19 protein-coding genes are annotated in these 20284 nt (G+C 63.3%); 4 read left to right on the top strand and 15 right to left on the bottom strand.

Translation table 11 applies throughout. The features are described from left to right. Positions 1 to 13: 13 nt before the first annotated feature. Positions 14 to 3787, bottom strand: a complete 3774-nt coding sequence (locus APH28_RS00315) for a CheR family methyltransferase (RefSeq protein ID WP_060507047.1) — start codon at positions 3785 to 3787, stop codon at positions 14 to 16. A 309-nt stretch (positions 3788 to 4096) separates the two neighbouring features. Between APH28_RS00315 and APH28_RS00310 the strand changes: the two genes are divergently transcribed. Then, a complete protein-coding gene (locus tag APH28_RS00310) occupies positions 4097 to 4309 on the top strand; it encodes a general stress protein (RefSeq protein WP_054884495.1) in 213 nt (70 codons plus the stop codon). Positions 4310 to 4481: 172 nt separating this feature from the next. Continuing rightward, positions 4482 to 4751: a DUF6555 family protein gene (locus tag APH28_RS00305; protein ID WP_060507045.1), complete on the top strand. Its 270-nt coding sequence runs from the start codon at positions 4482 to 4484 to the stop codon at positions 4749 to 4751. Between the two features lie 4 nt (positions 4752 to 4755). Here APH28_RS00305 and APH28_RS28520 read toward each other — a convergent pair whose 3' ends face one another. Further along, on the bottom strand, positions 4756 to 4926 hold the full coding sequence (locus APH28_RS28520; protein ID WP_156340845.1) for a hypothetical protein: 171 nt from the start codon (positions 4924 to 4926) through the stop codon (positions 4756 to 4758). Between the two features lie 154 nt (positions 4927 to 5080). Next, a complete protein-coding gene (locus APH28_RS00300; RefSeq protein WP_060507043.1) occupies positions 5081 to 5695 on the bottom strand; it encodes a response regulator transcription factor in 615 nt (204 codons plus the stop codon). A gap of 116 nt (positions 5696 to 5811) precedes the next feature. On the opposite strand from APH28_RS00300, the gene APH28_RS00295 reads away from it, so the two are divergent. Beyond that, positions 5812 to 7473, top strand: coding sequence for a hybrid sensor histidine kinase/response regulator (locus APH28_RS00295; RefSeq protein ID WP_060507041.1), 1662 nt, complete (start codon positions 5812 to 5814; stop codon positions 7471 to 7473). Here the strand turns inward: APH28_RS00295 and APH28_RS00290 are convergent. The 3 genes from APH28_RS00290 to APH28_RS00280 form a co-directional block, all read right to left on the bottom strand. Further along, the gene (locus APH28_RS00290) at positions 7460 to 7759 is read right to left on the bottom strand and encodes a hypothetical protein (protein WP_060507039.1); all 300 of its coding nucleotides are present in this window, start codon (positions 7757 to 7759) and stop codon (positions 7460 to 7462) included. The two genes, APH28_RS00295 and APH28_RS00290, sit on opposite strands and share 14 nt — an antisense overlap. Positions 7760 to 7858: 99 nt before the next feature. Further along, entirely contained in the window at positions 7859 to 8659 is an 801-nt protein-coding gene (gene fetB / locus APH28_RS00285; protein WP_060507037.1) for an iron export ABC transporter permease subunit FetB, read from the bottom strand. After that, positions 8656 to 9351, bottom strand: coding sequence for an ATP-binding cassette domain-containing protein (locus APH28_RS00280; RefSeq protein WP_060507035.1), 696 nt, complete (start codon positions 9349 to 9351; stop codon positions 8656 to 8658). Before APH28_RS00280 ends, fetB begins: the two co-directional genes overlap by 4 nt. A gap of 142 nt (positions 9352 to 9493) precedes the next feature. On the opposite strand from APH28_RS00280, the gene APH28_RS00275 reads away from it, so the two are divergent. Then, complete coding sequence (locus APH28_RS00275) at positions 9494 to 9808, top strand: hypothetical protein (RefSeq protein ID WP_156340844.1); 315 nt, start codon at positions 9494 to 9496, stop codon at positions 9806 to 9808. A gap of 3 nt (positions 9809 to 9811) precedes the next feature. Here the strand turns inward: APH28_RS00275 and APH28_RS00270 are convergent, their stop codons facing one another. Genes APH28_RS00270 through arnB form a run of 9 tightly spaced genes read right to left on the bottom strand, consistent with a single transcriptional unit; the run spans position 9812 to position 20228 of the window. Continuing rightward, on the bottom strand, positions 9812 to 11407 hold the full coding sequence (locus APH28_RS00270; RefSeq protein WP_060507031.1) for a glycosyltransferase family 39 protein: 1596 nt from the start codon (positions 11405 to 11407) through the stop codon (positions 9812 to 9814). Further along, positions 11404 to 12777 (bottom strand): UDP-glucose/GDP-mannose dehydrogenase family protein, encoded by a 1374-nt coding sequence (locus APH28_RS00265; protein WP_060507029.1) that lies wholly within the window; start codon positions 12775 to 12777, stop codon positions 11404 to 11406. Before APH28_RS00265 ends, APH28_RS00270 begins: the two co-directional genes overlap by 4 nt. Continuing rightward, entirely contained in the window at positions 12774 to 13187 is a 414-nt protein-coding gene (gene arnF, locus APH28_RS00260) for a 4-amino-4-deoxy-L-arabinose-phosphoundecaprenol flippase subunit ArnF (RefSeq protein WP_060507027.1), read from the bottom strand. Before arnF ends, APH28_RS00265 begins: the two co-directional genes overlap by 4 nt. Beyond that, positions 13184 to 13528 carry a 4-amino-4-deoxy-L-arabinose-phosphoundecaprenol flippase subunit ArnE gene (gene arnE, locus APH28_RS00255; RefSeq protein WP_060507025.1) on the bottom strand — a complete coding sequence of 115 codons (345 nt, stop codon included), beginning with the start codon at positions 13526 to 13528 and terminating at the stop codon, positions 13184 to 13186. Before arnE ends, arnF begins: the two co-directional genes overlap by 4 nt. Next, on the bottom strand, positions 13525 to 15174 hold the full coding sequence (arnT, locus tag APH28_RS00250; protein WP_060507022.1) for a lipid IV(A) 4-amino-4-deoxy-L-arabinosyltransferase: 1650 nt from the start codon (positions 15172 to 15174) through the stop codon (positions 13525 to 13527). Before arnT ends, arnE begins: the two co-directional genes overlap by 4 nt. Further along, a complete protein-coding gene (gene arnD, locus APH28_RS00245; RefSeq protein ID WP_060507020.1) occupies positions 15171 to 16055 on the bottom strand; it encodes a 4-deoxy-4-formamido-L-arabinose-phosphoundecaprenol deformylase in 885 nt (294 codons plus the stop codon). Before arnD ends, arnT begins: the two co-directional genes overlap by 4 nt. Continuing rightward, the gene (gene arnA / locus APH28_RS00240; RefSeq protein ID WP_060507017.1) at positions 16055 to 18061 is read right to left on the bottom strand and encodes a bifunctional UDP-4-amino-4-deoxy-L-arabinose formyltransferase/UDP-glucuronic acid oxidase ArnA; all 2007 of its coding nucleotides are present in this window, start codon (positions 18059 to 18061) and stop codon (positions 16055 to 16057) included. Before arnA ends, arnD begins: the two co-directional genes overlap by 1 nt. Next, entirely contained in the window at positions 18058 to 19080 is a 1023-nt protein-coding gene (gene arnC / locus APH28_RS00235) for an undecaprenyl-phosphate 4-deoxy-4-formamido-L-arabinose transferase (protein WP_060507015.1), read from the bottom strand. Before arnC ends, arnA begins: the two co-directional genes overlap by 4 nt. Then, positions 19077 to 20228: a UDP-4-amino-4-deoxy-L-arabinose aminotransferase gene (arnB, locus tag APH28_RS00230; protein ID WP_060507013.1), complete on the bottom strand. Its 1152-nt coding sequence runs from the start codon at positions 20226 to 20228 to the stop codon at positions 19077 to 19079. The genes arnC and arnB overlap by 4 nt, the downstream gene beginning before the upstream one ends. Positions 20229 to 20284: the final 56 nt, after the last annotated feature.

Below are 20284 nucleotides of genomic sequence, written 5' to 3'. Positions count from 1 at the left end.
GTTTACGGGCGGCTCAGTAGGGCACCGTGCCGATAAGTGCCTCGATGGCCTCGACCAGTTCGTCATATCCCACTGGCTTGTTCAGATGGCGATCGAAACCGGCCTGCCGCGACTTGTACTGGTCGGCACTGGCGCCATAGCCGGTAAGGGCAATCGCTGGCGTGTGCCGCAGGTGGGCGAGGCCGCGCAGCGCCCTGATCAGGGCGTGGCCGTCCATGACCGGCATGCCGATGTCAGAGATGATCACGTCGTACTGGCCGCTGGCTGCAGCGTCCAACGCCTTCAGCGGGTCGTTGTAGGCTGCCACTTCGGCGCTCTCCATCTCCAGCAACTCCTGCATGACCTCCAAGACTTCGACCGAGTCGTCGACCAGCAAAATCGTCGTGCCTTGCAACCGCCCCTCACTGAAAGCCTCGGGGGCGTCTGAACGCAGTTGCAGGCCGGGGTCGCACAACGGCAGGCGGACGGTGAAGGTGCAGCCCTTGCCGAGCCCGGGTGAGCTTGCCTGGACGCTGCCACCATGGGCTTCGGCGAGTTGACGCACCAGTGACAGGCCGATACCGAGGCCTTCACGGCCATGGCTGGCCAGCTGCGGCGCCGCCTGGCTGAACAGGTCGAAGATGTGCTCCAGGTTGTCGTGGCTCAGCCCCACGCCCTGGTCGATCACCTGCAGCCGTGCGTGCGCCTCGTCGTGGCTCAGCACCAAACGAATGTCGCCGCCTGACGGGCTGAATTTCAGCGCATTGTTCAGCAGATTCCAGATGATCTGCTCCAGGCGCGTCGCGTCGCCCTCGATCATCAGCGGCAGGTCGTCGGCAGGCAGTTCCAAGCGCACCGAGCAAGGGTGCTGCTCGCCCAGCACCACGGCATGAATACCCCGCAGGATGGCGCTGAGGTCCAGTGGTTCGGTCTTGAGCTTGAGCTTGCCGGTGCGGATGCGCGCCACATCCAGTAAATCATCGATGATCCGTGCCTGGCTGGACACGGCATCGCAGATGGTACCGACGGCCTTGCTGGCAGCGCCGATGCCCTTGAGGGTGGGCAGCCGACGCAGAATCTCGGCATTGAGCTGAATCAGGTTGAGCGGGTGCTTGAGCTCGTGGGACATGACCGCGAAGAACTCGTCCTTCATATGGCTTGAGCTCTGCGATTCGGCCAGTTGCTTGCTCAGGCGCTCTTCGCCCAGGCGTACGCGTTCTTCGGCGGCGTGGTTCTTGCTGATGTCGATGAACGTCAGCACCGTGCCGTCGATCTTCTGCTCGCTGGAGCGGTAGGGCAGCAGGCGCGCCAGGTACCAGTGGCCCGCCTCGCCGCCGATCTCGCGCTCGATGATGGTTTCACCTTTGGCCACGGCGCGGGCGTCATCGGCCAGGCGGGGGTAATCGAGGCGGTGGGTGATGTCCAGCAGCGAGCGGCCGGTGTCCACCGGCAGCATGTTGAACAGGTCGGTGGCGCGTGGGGTGAACCAGCGAATGTGCAGGTTGCGGTCGACGAACACCGTGGCGATGTCGGTCGAGGCGATCAGGTTGCTCAGGTAGTCGTTGACCTTGTCAGTCTCCTCGACCTTGTTCTTGAGCTCGTAGTTGACGGTGAGCAGCTCTTCGTTGATCGACTGCAGCTCTTCCTTGCTGGTTTCCAACTCTTCGCTGGCCGAGCGCAATTCTTCGTTGATGGCCTGCATTTCTTCGTTGGAGGCGGTCAGCTCTTCGCTGGAGACCTCCGATTGCTCGATGGTTTCCTGCAATTGCAGGCGGGTGCGCTGCAGCTCACGCTCGAGGTTGTTCAGCACCATGCTGTCGGTCTGGCGGATGACCCCAGGCAGCGGTAGCGACGGGTCGGGCGCCCGCTCTTCGAAGACCACCAGCAGGCATTCGCTGGTGCTGAGCTCGTCCTTGTAAGGCTGCACGGTGATCTCGACCTGATGGTTGTGCTCACCTTCACCGAGGTCGACCGGCCGCGAAGTGACTGCCTCGCTGCCCTGTCGGGCCTGGAACAGCGTGCTGCGCAAGGCCAGGCGCAGGCTTGGCAGCACCAGGTTGAGCAGGTTGCGGCTGGGCTCACCACCGGCCAGCTGCAGGTAACGGCCGACACCTTCGCTCATGTGCAGGATATTGCCGTCGCCGTCGATGATCAGGCTCGGCGGTGTGCGCCGGGCCAAGGCGCGGTAGTGGACTTCGGCATAGGACGGTTTGCGACCGGACTTGGCCTTCGCTTGCGGGTCCTGGGTCAGGCTGGGCAGCTCTGCGCCGGGCAGCTGCCGGCCTGAACTGCGGGCGACCGGGCTGACATCGCGGGCACGGAAGATCCGGTTGCGCTTGTCCACCGGTGCAAACAGCTCACTGGCCACATCAGCCGATTCTGAGGTGCCAAGAAACAGAAAACCGCCACTGCGCAGGGCGAAATGGAACATCTGCAGGATGTCCTGCTGTACCTCGCGGTCCAGGTAGATCAGCAGGTTGCGGCAGACGATCAGGTCGATCTGCGAGAACGGCGGATCGGAAAGCAGGTTGTGGCGCGCAAACAGGACCTTCTCCCGGACCTCCTTGCGCACCCGGTAATGCTGGTCTTCCTTGACGAAGAACTGGCGCAGGCGGCTGGGCGGCACATCGGTGACGATCGCCTCGGAATACGTGCCGCTGCGGGCGATGCCGATGGCGCGCTCGTCCAGGTCGGTGGCGAACACCTGCACCCGTGTGGCGCGTTGCTCCAGCGCCAGTTGCTCGCTGACCAACATGGCCAGGCTGTACGCTTCTTCGCCGGTGGAACAGCCCGCCGACCACACGCGGATCTCGCCGTTGTCCTCGCCCTGGCTGACCAGGGGTGGCAGCACATGGCGCTCCAGCGCTTCGAAGGCCTCGCGGTCGCGGAAGAAATTGGTCACGCCAATCAGCATGTCGCCCAGCAGCGCAGTCGCTTCATCCCGGTGTTGCTCCAGATAACGCAGGTAACCGCCGAGGTCGGTCTGCCCGGTGACATGCAGGCGGCGCTCGATGCGGCGCAGCACGGTCGCGCGCTTGTAATGCTGGAAATCGTGGCCGGTGGCGCTGCGCAGCTGCAGCAAGATCTCTTCGAGCAGAGGCTCTGCGGCCTGGGCATCGCCGGCGCGGGTGCCCAGCGCCGGTGGCAGGGTATCGTCCTCGATCTCCGGCAGCTTCACCTGCCGCGCCGTGCGCCACAACTCCAGAAGCTTTTGCGGTATCTCCGCTGCTGGCAGCACCAGGTCGACCATGCCGGTTTCAATGGCAGCCCGCGGCATGCTGTCGTACTGGGCGTCATCCGGCGTCTGCACCAGGGTCACACCGCCCTGTTCCTTGATGCGCGAAAGCCCGACGGCGCCATCGGCGCCCGTGCCCGACAGCACTACACAGAACGCGTGGTCCTTGTGCACATCGGCCAGGTCGCGGAAGAACAGGTCGATGGCCACATGGTCACCGCGCCGGCGGTTGGCCGGCGTAACGCGCAGGTAACCGTCGTTGGTGGACAGGCGGTTGGCCGGGGAAATCACATAGACGTGGTTGCGCTCGATCGGCACCGGCTCGGTGACCTGGCGCACCGGCATTGGCGTGGCTTCCTGGATGATCCGGTCGGCCACGCTCTGGTGGTCAGGCGACAGGTGCAGCACCACCACGAAGGCCATGCCGCTGTCGCCAGGCATTTGCTGGAAGAGCGTGCGAATGGCTTCAAGCCCGCCAGCCGAGGCGCCTATGCCGACCACCGGGAAATCCAGATGGCTCGGGCTCAAGGCTGGATTTTGCGGCGATGCGGGTTGCTCAGGGGTCGACTTCATTGAAATGCCTTGTGCAGACCTGGAAGTTCACCCTTTGAAGCATCGCCGGGCGCGGGACGCGCATTATAGGCCGTTCATCGGCTCTACCGCGAGGCATTGCAACATAGGGCTGCTTGCAATTGTGACCGTTGCCCACGCGAAAAATTGCCTGGCCAACACCCGCTGCACAAGCATTTGTACAGCGAGTCTTTCGCGCCGCCGGTCAGCCGATCGTAATTCAAGTGAGTAGACCCGCCCATTGCCGGTTCGGAAACAAAGCATGGCACCGTTTCATGCGCCCAACCCCTGTGCATCGCAAGGAGAAACGACATGGCTGGTGATCAACAACGGACCGGACAACGTGGCGGCACCAAGGAAACTAACCCAGGCAACTTCGCCAATGACCGCGAGCGGGCGTCCCGCGCCGGCCACAAAGGCGGCCAGGCTTCAGGCGGCAATTTTGCCAATGACCGCCAACGGGCCTCGGAAGCCGGCCGCAAGGGCGGGCAGAACAGCCACGGCGGAGGCCGCCAGCAGCAGTAGCCGCGTTCGCTGAGGCCCGCCGGCGTGGCTGGCGGGCCTACCTCCTGGCAGAACTGCGACGCATCCATGGCGCCCGGGCCAGTACCTTGAATTGTTCGACAATTTTTTTGAATCTTTCCCGGACGGTATCACTCAATGAATAGTCATCCATGGAGAAGAGGAGGGCCGCGTGATGCCTAGTCCCGAGCTGTACATTATCGATTACCTGCTGCACGGTCAGCCACGCAGCTTCATTATTCGGCTCGATAAAATCGATAACGCCGAGGCATGGCACTGGGCAAGCTGTGATGCGGGAATCGGTATCATCCCCAAGTTCGGGCGAGAAAAGATCAGGAAGGTAAGCAGGCCGATGGCTGAGCGCTACGGGATAACCGCGGTGAGTTGGCGGCTATCGGGCAGCAGGCCCAGCCACACGGTCAGTGATTCCAGCGTAACCAGCTGATCCCTCATGCACCTGACTCGGGGTCGCTGGCTGGCACCCCGGGTCGATTCTGATCATCATCCGTCAGGTCCGGATCCACGTCCGGGTCATCCGCCTGATCATTGCGTGGGTCCGGGTCCAGTTCCGGCCAGTCATCCTGGGCATTACCCCCACCCATCTGCAGTCCTCTGTTCATGACTTTACCCTCAGCTCGGTGGAAAAAAGGCCCACCCCAGGGATGGGCCAATCACAGGAGTGAGAGGCAATGCCATTGACCACCTCTCGTGGATTGAGAGTGCCGGTCGCCCTCGCATGATCACTTCAAACCAGGCTGGCAGCGACCAACGGTATCAAGTGCCGCTGTACTTCACTGCGGCCGCCGTGCGCGAGGTGACATTGAGCGCCTTGAGCAACGATGACACGTGAATGCGCACTGTGAACGGCGAGATGTCCAGCGCGCGGGCAATTTCCTTGTTGGTCTTGCCTTGGGCGATCAGGCGCAGCACCTCGTGCTGGCGATGGGTGAGCTGTTCCAGCTCGCTGGCGCTGCCCAGGCTCGGCAATAACCCCGAAGGGCTGTACTTCACCAGCACCTCACCCTCCCGGATGGCCAGGAGCGCCGCGCCAAGCTCGTCGGGGGCGATGCTTTTGCCGATGAAGCCATCCGCGCCGGCGGCCATGACATGTTCGATCAGTGTCGGGTCGTCGACCATCGACACAATGATCAAGGTGGTGCGCCGCAATTGCTGGCGCAGTTCGACCAGTTGTTCGAGGCTGTCCAGCCCCGGGAAGCGCAGGTCGAGAATCAAGGTGTCCGGCGCCTCGCCTTGGCAGGCGAGCGAAAGCACCTGCTGCAGGTCGCCGGCTTCTTCGAGCTGCGCCTGGGGCAATACCCTTTGTACGGTCCTGACCATCGCTTCCCTGAACAGTGGATGGTCGTCCGCCACGATGATGCGGCACGTCACGTCCTGGCACTCCCTGTGAATGACGCTTTTGCTGACCATGCTAACTTAGCAGGCGAGAACGGCAAGCGCTGCGCCACGAAGGCGTTTATGCGACCCCGTGCACAAGGACGTCGACCATGGACTACAACAAGAACAACGAACTCGACCAGGCCAACCTGCGCGTCATCGTCGCCAGTTTCGCGCTGGTGTACATCACCGTGCTGGGTTTCCTGCCGGGTGAATCGATCGAAAGCTACCTGCCGGTGATCTACTACATCATCAGTTTCATCGCGCTGTCGATCGGCCTGCGCCAGGCCATTGCCCGCTGGCCAGGGCACTACCCGTGGCGGCGGGTGCTGGGCATCGTGCATGATTACACCGGCACCTGCTTCGGCCTGGTGCTCGGTGGTGAAGCGGCGCTGCCGCTGTATGCGGTGATGGTCTGGGTCAACCTCGGCAACGGCATGCGTTTCGGTACCCGCTACCTGGCCATCGCGACCGTGCTGGCATTGACCGCGCTGGTCGCGGTGTACCAGCTCAACCCGTACTGGCAGGCCAACCCGTTCATGGTGCTGATGCTGCTCACCACCAGTACGGTCATCCCGCTCTACGCCCATATGCTGCTGGAGCGCACACGCAAGGCCTCGGAACTGGTGATGGCCGCCACCCAAGAAAAATCGCGCTTCCTGGCCCAGGCCAGCCATGACCTGCGCCAACCGATCCACTCCATTGGTCTGTTCACCGCCTGCCTGCGTGAAGCGCCGCTGGCCGAACAGGAGCGGCGCCTGGTGGACAGCATCGACCGCTCGCTGCTCAACGTGTCGCAGCTGTTCCGCTCGATCCTCGACCTGTACACGCTGGACAATGGCCGGGTGCAACCGAAGTACGAGACTTTTTCGGTGCATGAGTTTCTCGCCGAACTGCTGCGCCAGAACGCCGAGGCGGCGCGCTGGGCGGGCGTCGAGATGCGCTTGCGCCCTTGCGATTACTGGACGCGTGCCGACCGTGGCATGCTCGCGACCATGGTGCAGAACGTGCTCTCCAACAGCTTCAAGTACGCAGCCCAGCGGCCGCTGCTGATCGGCGTGCGACGTGTGGGTGAAGCATTGGCGATCGTCGTCTATGACCAGGGGCGCGGGATCGATGAGGTGCATCAGGGCTTGGTCTTTGAAGAGTTCTACCGGGTGCGCCAGGTACGTGACAAGGATGTCGAAGGGGTTGGCCTGGGCCTTTCGATCGTCAAGCGTCTGGGCCATCTGATGGGCTTGCAGGTACAGCTGCGTTCGCACGTCGGGCATGGCACTGCAGTCAGCCTGCAAGGCTTGCCGCGCCTGGCTGCACAGCCAGTGGCCGCCAGCAACGAACAGCAGGTTCTGCAAGGCGCGATGCTCGGTGGCCTGAAGGTGTGCCTGGTCGAGGATGATCACAACGTTCTGCGTGCGACCTCGGCGCTGCTGCAGCGCTGGGGCTGCGAAGTCGAAGCGCATGGATCACCCGTGGGACTGGTCAGCGAATGTGACGTGATCGTCGCCGACTACGACCTGGGCCAAGAGGCCACCGGGGTCGATTGCATCGACAGCTTGCGGGCGCAACGGGGCTATGAAGTCCCGGCACTGATCATGACCGGGCATGACCTTGAGAAGATTCAGGCAATCGTGCATGGGCGCAATATCGCGATCTTGTCCAAGCCGGTGCGCCCGGCAGAGTTGCGCACGGCCCTGCGGGCATTGCGCGAGGTGCCGGCGGCGCCGGAAATGCAACGCGGCGCCGGGGGCAGAGGCGGCATCACTGCAAGATGATCGCCTGGCCTTCCTTGAGGCAGGATGGGGTCGGCTCATAGAGGCCCATGCTGCCCACCGCGACAATGGCCCCGCTGGGCATCTGGCAGTTGTACTCGCCCTTGGCGGTGGTGGCGGTGTAGTAGGTGAGGGTGCTGTCGCTGCGCACGTTGGCGACCTTGGTGACCGGGGTATTGAGCGCGAACTCGGCACGTTCCTTGAGGGTCTGCTCGGAAGGCTTGATGGTCTGGCAGCCGGCGACGGCGAACAATACAGCGGCGCTCAGCAGGAGCTTGGCGGGTTTCATGGGGGCTTCCTTGGCGTTGGGGGTGTGGCGGATGGCCGGACTATAGCGCCGAGGAGCGGGCAGGGCATTAGGGCGGATGTACGAGGTGGCCATGTGCCTTTAGTGATGCCTGCGCCGAGCGAGCTTGTGCGCCATGAACTGGTGGCCGGGTGAAAACAGCCGGTTGAAGGTCATCAACACGGCGCAGACCGTACCCAGCGCCGAGGCTGCAGCGATCAGGAACATGATGACGATCTGGTAACGCACCGCGTCCCCAGGCTGCTGCCCGGCCAATATCTGGCCGGTCATCATGCCCGGCAGGCTGACGATGCCCACCACCGACATCTGGTTCAGCGTCGGCATCATGCCGGCCTTCAGTGCCTGGCTCGCCGCCGCACGGGCCGCCTCCCAGCGCGTGCCGCCGAGCGACAGGATCATGTCCACCACCGGCCGCTGGGCGCTCAGCTCACGGGTCATGCGGTCGATGCCCAAGGCTACGGCGGTCAGGGTATTGCCGAGGATCATGCCAAGAATGGGAATGGCGTATTGCGGCTCGTACCAGGGGCGCACGCGCAACACCACGAACAGGCCGATGGCCGTGACCAGCCAAGCACTTAACCCAACCGACAACACGCTGTCAGCCAACTGCCCACGGTGGCGAAGCTGGCCACGGCCGGCTGCTGAGAACCCGGCAATCAGCGTCATGCTCAGCATCAGCGGCAGCACGATGTACCACTGGGCATGCTGGAACACCCAGCCAAGCAGGTAGCCGATGGCCAACAGTTGGGTGATGGTGCGCAGCGACGCCCAGAGCAACTGGCGTTCCAGCTGGAGTTTCAGTAGCAGTGACACCAGGCCGTTGACCAGGATCAGCGCAGCGGCAATCGCTACGTCGGTGTAAGCAAGATTGTGGTAGTTCATTGCTGCAAGGCGCCTTGGTGCATCGTCAAGGTGCGCGTACTGGTGCGCTGGGCTTGGGCATGGTCGTGGGTGATCCACAGGAATGCACGATCGTTGGGGGATTCGTCGAGCCAGTTCATGACCAGCGTCTCTACGGCGGCCACCGATTGTGGGTCGAGCGCCGAGGTTGGTTCGTCGAGTAGCATCACCTGTGGCGCCAGCAGCAGGGCCCGCACCAGCGCGACCAACTGCGCCTCGCCACCCGACAGGTCGGTGCCGGCCTTGTCGAGAAAGCTGCGCGGCTTGCCAGCCAGCGTAAGGAGGCGCGTCGCCGTGTCGGCATCGAAACGGTACTGGCGGTTGTGCTTGAGCGTGAAGGGCAGTTGCACGTTGACCATCACACTGCCCTCCACCAATGCGGCACGTTGGGCCAGGTAGCAAACGCGGGAGCGAAAATGCGGTATCAGCGGCGCTGCTACCGCCTCGCCCCGCCACAGCACTTCACCTGAGCTGGGCGCATCCAGCAACGCGAGGGTGCGCAGCAAGACACTCTTGCCCGAGCCCGACGCACCAATGAGCGCCAGGCGTTCGCCCGCGCGCAGCGAAAAATCGGTGGGTGACAGCAAGGTGGCCTGAGTCTGCAGATCGACGCGGCCCAGTTGCCTGGCCTCGAGCAAGACCGCTTCGGCATGAGAGTTCTGCGGGCCTTTCAATGGTCGGGTTCCTTGACGCCAAATGGGGAAGCGACATTTTAAGCAGTCCAGTCACGAGGTCAGGTTTTTTTGACGGAACTTTCACTTCCAATGGCTTAAACCAGCGCTAACGCGACACGCTACTTGAGCAGGGCTGCCCACCATGCACACTTCTATGTTTAGCCATCATTTGTGGTTCCTGATGCTGTTCATTGCATCCGTAGTCAGCTGGCTTTACCTGTGGCTGGTCGGTTTCCTGCATTCATCGGTAGCGAGTAGCGATTGCCCGGTGCTCAAACCAGACGCCTTGACCATCCTGGGGCTGCTGTTGACCCTGGGCTGCGCCGTGCTTGAATTCTTCAGCCCGTTCGAAGGGGTCACGTTGTTGATCCTGCTGCTGGTGATCGGCCTCATCATGCCTTGGGGCGGCGCACTGGGCGGCCGGTTTCACGAGCGCTTGCGCGCTCGCAAGCCCTGATCGTCAATGCCCGAGATACACCAGCACATAGTCGTTATTGTCGAAGCGCCCGCTCAGCTGCGGCTGCAGCGAATGCATCGGGGTGCCTTGCAGCGCCTGAAAGTCGTGCCGGTCCATCATCAGCCACGCTGGCCCCTGCACGGCCTGCAGTTGCGAGGGGGTTTCGGTGAATTGAGGCAGCAGATCCTGGTCGAGGTTGACCATGAACTTGATGGCCTTGGCATCCTGGCCCAGACGGTGCAGCACCAGCGGGGCAGGTTGCCGTGAAACCTGTTCGAGCACTGCCAGGGTGAAGCTTCGGGTGTCATACAGGCGACGCTCCACAGGCTCGACCACGGCGACATAGACCAGCCACAACGCCATGACTGCGCAAGCGGCAGTGACCTCGACACGCCAGCGTGCCTGCACCAGGCGCGACAACGCCCAGAGTTGCAATGCCGCCAGCAGCACCATCAGCACGGTGATGGAGCCGGTTTCCTCGGGGTAACGGCGCTGAGCCACCAGCAAGGCGATCATCATCAGCCCCGGCATCAGCAGCCATACCCCCTGTATGGCACCGCGTAGCCCCGCGAACAACCGCCCCTGTGCCACCTGGAACGGGTAGGCGGCGATGATCGCTGCCATCGGCAGCATCGGCAGCAGGTAACGGGCCTTTTTCGCCAAGGGGATAGACAGCCCGACCATCACCAACAGTGCGGCCGCTGCGCAATAACCGACCAGGCGCAGCGCCGGCCCTTGCAGATGCGCCCGGCCCAGCCATGCAGCAAGCAAAGCCAGGATTGCCAGTGGATAGGCCAGCGCGTAGTTGCCCAGCGAACTGGTGAAGTAGTACAGCGCGCTGCTGGCGCCCTCGCTGCCATCCATGCGCCCCATGAACTGCATGCGAATCACATCATCCAGGAACGCCTGGCCACCGCTGGCCTTGGCCATCCACAGCAGCAGGGCGACACTGGCGACCAGCAGCAGACTGGCCAGCACGCCAAATAGCAACATCCGCCGCCATTGGCCGGTCAGCAGGTAGTAGCTGCACAGCATCCCGGTCGGCACCACCAGGCCGATTGGTCCGCGAATGCCGAAGCCCAACAGCAACAGGGCGAACACCAACGGCCAGCGACGCCCGGCGGCGCCCTGGTCGTGGGCGTAACCCAGGTAGAACACGCTGAAGGCGACGGCCGCCAGCATGAGGTCTTGCGACACGGCCCGAACTTCGCTGACGAAGGTGACGGTTAGCAGCAGCAAGGCAATGCTGCTCCACGCCCAACGCAGCGAAAAAGGCGCCAGCAGCCGGTACATGAGGGTCACGATCACCGCGCCGGCGATGGCGCTGGGCAGCCATGCCGTCAGCCCGTTGACCGCGCCGAACGGCAGTGACAGCAGCCAGATGAACAGCGTCGAGAGCGAGGTGTAGTCGGCGTAGGGTTGCCCATAGGTGGTCGGGAATACCGTTGGCCCATGGCGCAGCATCTCCTGAGCGAACAGCACGAAGCGTGAGTCGAAACCGATCGGCGCCTGCCCATACACCCCGGCGCAGAACAGCAGCAGTGCCAGCAGCCCTGCAAGCAGTGACTGCCGGCGAACGGTGAGTGACAGGGTATTCACGCCGCTTTCGAATCCCGGCGGGGCAGTTGCGGGGCCACCGGCAACTGGCAGGAATCGCCGCGGCCGATAGGGAAGTACTTGAAGCCTTTGCGTGACAGCCGCTCGGCATCGTACAGGTTGCGCCCATCGAAGATCACCGGTGCTTTCAGGCGTTGCTGGATCAGGTCGAAATCCGGCGCCTTGAATTGTTGCCATTCGGTGCAGATGATCAGAGCGTCGGCGCCGGACAGCACCGATTCCGGCGTCCCCATCAGCATCAGTTTCTCTTCATCAGGATACAGGTGCTGGGTTTCCTGCATGGCCTCGGGGTCGAAGGCACGCACGTTGGCGCCGGCAGCAAACAGCGACTCGAGCAGCACGCGGCTGGGGGCGTCGCGCATGTCGTCGGTGTTGGGCTTGAATGCCAAGCCCCACACGGCAAAGGTCTTGCCGGCCAGGTCGCCGTTGTAGAACGCATGGATGCGCTCGAACAGCTTGTGCTTCTGGCGCTCGTTGATCGCCTCGACGGCCTGCAGCAGGTCGCTGGAGCAATGCACCTGCTCGGCACTGTGGATCAGCGCGCGCATGTCCTTGGGGAAGCACGAGCCGCCATAGCCGCAGCCGGGGTAGATGAAGTGATAACCAATGCGTGTGTCGGCGCCAATGCCCTGGCGCACCGCCTCGATATCGGCTCCGAGGTGTTCGGCCAGCTCGGCGATCTGGTTGATGAAGCTGATCTTGGTGGCGAGCATGCAGTTGGCGGCATACTTGGTCAGCTCGGCACTGCGCAGGTCCATGAACATGATGCGGTCGTGGTTGCGGTTGAACGGTGAATAGAGGTCGCGCATCACATCGCGCACGTCTTCACCCTCGCAACCGATGACGATACGGTCCGGCCGGCGGCAATCGGCGACGGCCGAGCCTTCCTTGAGGAACTCCGGGTTGGACACGATATCAATGCGCAGTTCACGCCCATTGAGCGCCGTATTGATGTGGGCGCGCAGGGTGTCACCGGTACCGACCGGCACGGTGGACTTCTCGACCAGAATCAAGGGTTGCTGGCGGTGGCGAGCGACCGCGTCGCCGACCGACAGCACATACTTGAGGTCTGCCGAGCCATCAGGGCAGGAGGGGGTGCCGACGGCAATGAAAGCAACGCGACCATGATCGACGGCAAACTTTTCATCGGTGGTGAACTGCAGCCGACCGCCGTCGAGGCCTTCGCGCACCAGGCTCGAGAGACCGGGCTCGAAGATGCTGACATGACCTTGGCGCAACAACTCGACCTTCTTCTCATCGATGTCCATGCACACCACATCATGGCCGACTTCGGCCAGTACTGCGGCTTGCACCAGGCCGACGTACCCGCTACCAAACACTGTAATTTTCATGGAGCACTCCTTAAGGCGGGCGAACGGGCCGGACGCGTATTGATGGTAATGACCCCGAGCATGACCAGTGCCACGCCCAGTGATTTGTTCAAGCTGAATGATTCGTCGAACAGCGGCAGGCTGGCCGCCAGCAGGTAGACCAGGGCGTAACTCAGGCTCAGCAGCGAGTAGGCCCGGCCTAACGGCAGGTCGCGCAAAGCCAGCAGCCAGCAGAGCATGGACAGGCCATAGGCAGCGATCGCCGCCAGCACCACGGCCAAGGCGACGGCATCCACGCCTTGGCCAGTCAGCGCCGACAGCCACTGGTCGGGCAGCGGCAGGCGGGACATGCTCCAGCGCATGGCCAGCTGGGCGCTGCTCACCAGCAGCACGCTGCTCAGGGCGAAGGCAATACCAAGCCGCTGGTTCATGATTGCTGCCCCAGCAGCGCCACGCCGGCGATGACCAGGGCCACCCCCAGCCAGTGACGGCGATCGACCGGCTCATGGAAACCGAAGCGGGCGATCAGTGTGATCAGCACAAAGTTCAGGCTGAGCATCGGATAAGCGATGCCCACCTCCATGCGTTGCAGTACCAGCAGCCAGACCAGCAAACCGCTGCCGAGGGCGAGCAGTGCCAGCCACAGCCAGGGCGAACGCAACTTGTCCGTCCATGGCCCTGCTTGACCACGCCAACTTTCCACGGCGAACTTCTGCGCCACCTGGCCCAGGCAGGTCAGCAGGCAGGCCATCAACAGCAGCAGCCAGCTCATGGCGATACTCTGGGCAGAATGAGGATCACCATCTTGCCTTGCTGATAGCGGGTGCCGTCGTCGGGCAGCAGGGCAAGTTCACGTTGCTCATCCTCACCCTTGACCCGCATCACCACCGCGACCGTGCCACTGCGGCGGGCGTCATCGACCCATTGGCGAACGTTCTTGTCGTTCAACGTGCGTCCCTGACCTTCCGGGGTCGCCAGGCCGTACTTCAGTTCGCCAACCGTGTTGTAGAACGCAACGTTCGGCTGTTGCAGGCGCCAGGCCAGTGCCGATGCCGCTCCCAGGTCGTTGCTCATCAGGTGAGTGGCGTCAGCCAGTTCGTCGAGGTGCTTGAGGATGAACTGGTCGGGCATCTTGTTGCCCTCTATCGACTTGGGCAGTGCCGCCGGCAGCAGGGCCATCAGCACCAGGCTGCCCAGCACGGGAGCCGCCCAGCAGCGCAGGGGCGACAGGGCCTGGGCCAGGCTGGCGACAGTCCAACCCGCCAGCGCAACGCACATCAGCAGCAAGCCGGTCAGCTCGTGGTCGTACACGGGTTTTTTCAACTGCAGCCAGGCCAGTGCAATCAAGGCTACCGCGCCCAGCACCACGTTGAGCCAGCCGTTGATACCCAGCGCGCGGCCTTGATGCAGGCGCAGCCGTTCTTCGACTGCGTGGCCGATCAGCAGGGCCAATGGCAGCAGGCACGGGAAGATGTAGGTTGGCAACTTGCCCTTGCTCAGGCTGAAGAACAGCAACGGCATCAGTAGCCACAGCAGCAGGAACACAACCTTGGCCTGTGAACGGCTCTGCCAAGCCTGTTTCAGGGCCGGCGGCAGCAGGGCGATCCAGGGCAGGCTGTAGGCCACCAGCAGCGGCAGGTAGTACCAGAAGGGCGCGCTGTGCTGGGCATCGTCACCGGCAAACCGGCGGATGTGCTCATGCCAGAAGAAGAACCGCCAGTAGTCCGGTTCCTGAACATGCACCGCGAGCACCCAAGGCAGGCTGACGACGATCGCCACCACCACGGCCACCGGCCCATACACCAACAGTTCGCGCCAGCGCTTCTGCCAGAGCATCCACGGCAGTGCGATCAGCACCGGCAGCAGCCAGGCGAGAAAGCCCTTGGTCATGAAGCCCATCGCACAGGCCAGGCCCAGCACCGCCCAGGCTGCAAGACGCTGGCCTTTGCTGCGGCTGTCCACGGCGAACCACAGGGCCACCAGGCTGAGGTTGACCCACAAGGTGAACTGCGGGTCGAGGTTGGCATAGACGGCCTGGCCCACCAGGACGCAGAAGCTCATGTAGATCAGGGTGCAGACCAGGCTCTTGCGCGGGTCGTTCCACAGGCGACGCGCCACTATGTAGCACAGGACCAGGCTCAGCCCGACACTCAGTGCCGAGGCAAAGCGCACGCCGAACAGGTTCTGGCCGAACAACCCCTGGCTGAGGGCGATCATCCAGTAGCCGGCAGCGGGTTTTTCGAAGTAGCGAAGCCCCATGAAATGGGGCGAGACCCAGTTGCCGGTCAGCAGCATTTCCTGGCTGACCTGCGCGTAGCGGGTTTCGTCAGGGATCCACAAGCCATGGCCGCCCAGTGGCAGCAGGAAGGCCAGCACGAACAGGCCGAGTAGCAGCGGTAGCGTCCAGCGTCTGCTCATGAGCCTTGCACTCCCAGCCAGCCTTCACGGCCTTGCAGGGTGCCGCGTTGCACGCTGGCAACGGGCAAGGTGTCGAGCGAGGCGGGGAGCAGCTCGCCCAACGGTTTGAACGCAATCTCGCGCTGGCGTGCATCGGCCAGCAATTGGCGAAAGTCCTGGGCCATCAGAATCCCTTCTACCTCTGCATGGATGGTGTAGACGTTGAGTGCCTGTGGGCGAAATTGCCCCAGGATGAATGCGTTGAAGTGCGCGGCAGACACCTGCGGGCCCACAACCTCGTCGAAGGTAGGCATGTCCACCGGAATCTGCGGCGCCCCAGGTGAGCCGTCGGCCAGCCGGGGACGGAACAGGTGGGTACCTCGGCAATCGCTGTTGTAGCGAAAACCGAAAGCCTGCTTGGCCTCGACCACCCGTTCGTCCGCACGCCAACCGGCGACGGCCGAGCAGTCGACCGGAGCGCCAAGGATGTCACTGAGGGTGTCGACGCCTTGACGGATGTGCTCGGTCAGTTGCGCCATGCTCCAGCGCCCGGCATTGGCCTGCCAGCCATGGTGGTCCCAGGCGTGCAGGCCGACCTCGTGGCCGGCGTCCCGGGCCTGACGCATCAGGTGCCCGAGGTCGCGGCCAATCGGTTTGCCGGGCCAGGCGGTGCCAGCCAGGAGAATGTCCCAGCCGTACAGCCCAGCGGCATTGGAGCGCAGCATCTTCCACAGGAACTGGGGGCGGATCAGGCGCCACAAGTGGCGCCCCATGTTGTCCGGCCCGACACTGAAGAAAAACGTCGCCTTGACCTGCGCCTCGTCGAGCAGCTCCAGCAGGCGCGGCACACCTTCACGGGTGCCGCGGTAGGTATCGACATCGATGCGCAACCCAGCTTGCATCACCGGGCTTCTTCTGCCGGACGGGCCTCGATCTCGCGCATCGCTTCACGCAGGAAGAAGTCCAGGGTATTGCCGATGGTTTCGCGCATCTCCACGGTCGGTTCCCAATTCAGCAGGCGCTTGGCGTTGGCGATGCTCGGCTTGCGGTGGGACACATCCTGATAGCCGCCGCCGTAGAACGCCTTGCTCTCGACATCGCGGAAACCGGCGAACGGCGGGAAGTGGCTGCGCAGCGGGTGGGCTTCAAACTGGCGCAGCAGCTCTTCGCCGAGCTGGCGGATGCTGGCTTCGTTGTCCGGGTTGCCGATGTTGATGATCTGACCGTTACAGGCATCGTTGTCGTTGTCGATGATCCGCGCCAGGGCCTCGACGCCGTCGGCGATGTCGGTGAAGCAACGCTTTTGCGCACCGCCGTCGAACAGGCGGATCGGGGTGCCTTCCACCAAGTTGAGGATCAGCTGGGTGATGGCACGGGAGCTGCCGATACGCGCGGAGTCCAGGCGGTCCAGGCGGGGGCCCATCCAGTTGAACGGGCGGAACAGGGTGAAGTTCAGGCCTTTCTGGCCATAGGCCCAGATGACGCGGTCGAGCAGCTGCTTTGACACCGAGTAGATCCAGCGCTGCTTGTTGATCGGCCCGACCACCAGGTTGGAGGTGTCTTCGTCGAAGTTCGTATCCTGGCACATGCCGTAGACTTCCGAGGTCGACGGGAAGATCACGCGCTTGTTGTATTTGACGCAGTAGCGCACCAGGCGCAGGTTCTCTTCGAAGTCCAGTTCGAACACGCGCAGCGGGTTGCGGGTGTATTCGATCGGCGTAGCGATGGCCACCAGTGGCAGCACCACGTCGCACTTCTTGATGTGGTACTCGATCCACTCGGAGTGAATGCTGATGTCGCCTTCGACGAAGTGGAAGCGTGGGTGGTTGCGCAGGCGCTCGATGGCGTCGGAGCCGATGTCCAGGCCGTAGACTTCGTAGCGCTCGTCGTTGAGCAGGCGCTCGGACAGGTGGTTGCCGATGAAGCCGTTGACGCCCAGGATCAACACCCGGGTGCGGCGGGTGGCACTGCGCGAGTCGGTGCCACGCAGCAGCGAGCCTTCAACCAGGCCCAGTTCGTTGGCCAGTTGCGGGCCGCTCAGGTACAGGCCGTTGTCATTGCGCTGGCCAGCGATGATCACCAGCGAGTCCTCGCCACAGGCGATGCGCAGCGGGTCGGTGCTGATTACGCGGCCAGGGGCCAGGCCATCGTTGCCCTTGACCACGTCGGCGCTCCAGACGATCAGCTTGTGCTCGCCGACCTGGCAGAACGCGCCAGGGTAGGGCTGGGTCACCGCACGCACCAGGTTGAACAGGGTTTCGGCGGGTTGTTGCCAGCTCAGCCGGCCATCGGCGGCGGTGCGACGGCCGAACACAGTGGCTTTCGACTCATCCTGTGGGGTTTCGCTTATTTTGCCCTGGCGCAGGCCCGGCAAGGTGTCATGCAGCAGGTCGGCAGCGGCGGTACGCAGTTTGCCATGCAGGCTGAGCGCGGTGTCGCTGCGCTCGATGGCCACGCGCAGCTGGGCGACGATGGCGCCGGCATCGGCGCGCTTGACCATGCGGTGCAGGGTCACGCCGGTTTCCGTTTCGCCATTGACCAGCACCCAGTTGGCCGGGGCGCGGCCGCGGTAGCGCGGCAGCAGCGAGCCATGCAGGTTGAACGCGCCCTTGCGGCCGGTGGCCAGCAGCGGTTCGCTCAGCAGGTTGCGGTAGTAGAACGAGAACAGGTAGTCCGGGTCGATCTGGCTGATGCGCTCCACCCACAGCGGGTGGTTGACGTCCTCTGGCGCATGCACCGGGATGCCCTTGCGTGCGCACAGCTGCGCAACCGAGCCGTAGAAGGTGTTTTCCTTGGGATCGTCGGCATGAGTGAACACCGCTGCGATGTCATAGCCGCTGTCGAGCAGGGCTTCAATGCCGGCGCAGCCGATGTCGTGGTATGCGAAGACAACTGTTTTTGCACTCATGAGTGAACCTGACCAGAAGTAGAGGAATTGAAACCGTCAACGGTGACGTTATGGGCCGGAACGGGCGCGGGGCCGCTGCGCAGTACTTTTTCGATGAAGAACCGTGGGCGGGCGCGCACGTCGCTGTACATACGCCCCAAGTACTCGCCGAGAAGGCCCATGCCGATGAACTGGCCACCGGTAAACACGAACAGGACGGCGAACAGCACGAACAGGCCGTTACCCGCCCAGCCCGCACCGAAGGCCAGACGCAACACGATCAGCGCCAGGGCGAACAGCACGCCGAGTGCGGCCATGCTGAAACCGACAATGCTCAGCAGGCGCAACGGTGTGGTGGTCATGCAGGTGATCAGGTCGAACATCAGGCTGATCAGGCGCATCGGGCTGTACTTCGAATCGCCATGTTCGCGCTCGGCGTGGTGCACGGTGATCTCGGTGGTGTGGCGGGCGAAGCTGTTGGCCAGGATCGGGATGAAGGTGCTGCGCTCGCGGCAGGCGAGCATGGCGTCGATTACCGTGCGCCGGTAGGCACGCAGCATGCAGCCGTAGTCGCTCATGGCAACGCCGGTGGAGCGCTTGACCGCGTAGTTGATCACCTTCGATGGCCAGCGGCGCAGGGCCGAGTCCTGGCGGTTGCTGCGCACTGTGCCGACCACGTCGAAGCCGCGTTCGGCCTCGGCTACAAGGCGCGGGATTTCTTCCGGTGGGTTCTGCAGGTCGGCGTCGAGGGTAATCACCACGTCACCCTTGCACTGCTCGAAACCGGCCATGATCGCCGCATGCTGGCCGTAGTTGCGGTTGAGGATGACCGCCACGAACGGGCTGTTCTCGGCCTGGGCGGCGTCTTCGAGGATTTGCGCAGAATCGTCGCGGCTGCCGTCGTCGACCAGCACGATTTCATAGGGGTGACGCAGCTGCTGGCAGGCTGCGCCAGTGCGACGCAGCAGCTCGGGCAAGCTTTCCTGCTCGTTGTAGACCGGGATGACGATGGACACGCAATGGATCGGGTAAGGTCTCACGAGCGATTTCCCACAAGCTGTTCGATGGCGGTGACGACCCGGTCCTGGTCCAGGTCGGTCATGTCGGGGAACAACGGAATGGAGCACAACCGCGCCGAGTTCCATTCGGTGTTCGGCAGCGACAGCTGCGGATCACGCTGGCGGTACCAGGTGTGCAGGTGGGTGGCGATGAAGTGGATGCCGGTACCAATGCCGCGCTCTTGCAAGCCTTTCATGAAAGCTTCGCGGTCCAGGCCGCAGCGTTCGCTGTCGATACGCAGGATGTACAGGTGCCAGGCGTGCTGCTGTGCATAGGCAGTCGGCACGGCCAGGGGCTGCACGGGCAGGCCTTCGAAGCGTTGCTGGTAGCGCGCGGCCAGCTCGGTGCGGCGGGCATTGATCGCATCCAGGCGCTTGAGCTGCACCAGGGCGATGGCAGCGTTGATGTCAGCGAGGTTGTACTTGAAGCCTGGCTCCATGACCTGGGCCTGTGGCTTGCGGCCGTGGGTCATGCGGTCATAGGCGTCGACACCCAAACCATGGAACTTGAGCATGCGCACGCGGCTGGCCAGGGCTTCGTCGTCGCTGACGAACATCGCGCCTTCGGCGCAGGTCATGTTCTTGATCGCATGGAACGAGAAGATCGCCGTGCCACGGGCACCGACATGGCGGCCCTTGTAGCGGGTGCCGGCGGCGTGGGCGGCGTCCTCGATGACGGCGATGCCGTGTTTGTCGGCGAGTGCGTAGAGCGGGTCCAGGTCAAAGGCTGCACCGGCGTAATGCACCGGAATGATGGCCTTGGTCCGCGGGGTAATGGCCGCTTCGATGCGTGCCGCGTCGGTCATCAGGGTGTCGCGATCGATATCGACAAACACCGGTGTGGCCCCGAGCAGGGCAATCATGTTGGCCGTGGACACCCAGGTCTGCGACGGGGTGATGACTTCATCCCCCGGGCCGATACCCAATGCCAGCAGGGCGATATGCATACCGCCCGTGGCCGATGACAGGGCTACCGCATGCCGGCAACCGACGTACTGTGCGAACTGCTCTTCAAGTGCCTGGTTCTGTGGCCCGGTCGTGATCCAGCCCGAACGCAGGACTTTTTCGACAGCCGCAATTTCTTCTTCGCCCATACTTGGACGAGAGAAAGGGAGAAACGCCTCACTCATGAGCACCTCGGTGATACAGGAAAATGACAGAACCCATTGATTTAATTGGTTCAATT

It is taken from the genome of Pseudomonas sp. NBRC 111124 (assembly GCF_001320245.1).
Classification (GTDB): Bacteria; Pseudomonadota; Gammaproteobacteria; order Pseudomonadales; family Pseudomonadaceae; genus Aquipseudomonas.
Note: the sequence above shows the minus strand (reverse complement) of the source record. Positions and strands in the feature narration are given on the sequence as shown.

Bases quoted from the DNA above. Each gene is read 5' to 3' on its own strand.
- APH28_RS00315 (WP_060507047.1), bottom strand. From the start codon at position 3,787: ATGAAGTCGACCCCTGAGCAACCCGCATCGCCGCAAAATCCAGCCTTG.
- APH28_RS00310 (WP_054884495.1), top strand. From the start codon at position 4,097: ATGGCTGGTGATCAACAACGGACCGGACAACGTGGCGGCACCAAGGAA.
- APH28_RS00305 (WP_060507045.1), top strand. From the start codon at position 4,482: ATGCCTAGTCCCGAGCTGTACATTATCGATTACCTGCTGCACGGTCAG.
- APH28_RS28520 (WP_156340845.1), bottom strand. From the start codon at position 4,926: ATGAACAGAGGACTGCAGATGGGTGGGGGTAATGCCCAGGATGACTGG.
- APH28_RS00295 (WP_060507041.1), top strand. From the start codon at position 5,812: ATGGACTACAACAAGAACAACGAACTCGACCAGGCCAACCTGCGCGTC.
- APH28_RS00290 (WP_060507039.1), bottom strand. From the start codon at position 7,759: ATGAAACCCGCCAAGCTCCTGCTGAGCGCCGCTGTATTGTTCGCCGTC.
- fetB (WP_060507037.1), bottom strand. From the start codon at position 8,659: ATGAACTACCACAATCTTGCTTACACCGACGTAGCGATTGCCGCTGCG.
- APH28_RS00275 (WP_156340844.1), top strand. From the start codon at position 9,494: ATGCACACTTCTATGTTTAGCCATCATTTGTGGTTCCTGATGCTGTTC.
- APH28_RS00265 (WP_060507029.1), bottom strand. From the start codon at position 12,777: ATGAAAATTACAGTGTTTGGTAGCGGGTACGTCGGCCTGGTGCAAGCC.
- arnF (WP_060507027.1), bottom strand. From the start codon at position 13,187: ATGAACCAGCGGCTTGGTATTGCCTTCGCCCTGAGCAGCGTGCTGCTG.
- arnE (WP_060507025.1), bottom strand. From the start codon at position 13,528: ATGAGCTGGCTGCTGCTGTTGATGGCCTGCCTGCTGACCTGCCTGGGC.
- arnT (WP_060507022.1), bottom strand. From the start codon at position 15,174: ATGAGCAGACGCTGGACGCTACCGCTGCTACTCGGCCTGTTCGTGCTG.
- arnD (WP_060507020.1), bottom strand. From the start codon at position 16,055: ATGCAAGCTGGGTTGCGCATCGATGTCGATACCTACCGCGGCACCCGT.
- arnA (WP_060507017.1), bottom strand. From the start codon at position 18,061: ATGAGTGCAAAAACAGTTGTCTTCGCATACCACGACATCGGCTGCGCC.
- arnB (WP_060507013.1), bottom strand. From the start codon at position 20,228: ATGAGTGAGGCGTTTCTCCCTTTCTCTCGTCCAAGTATGGGCGAAGAA.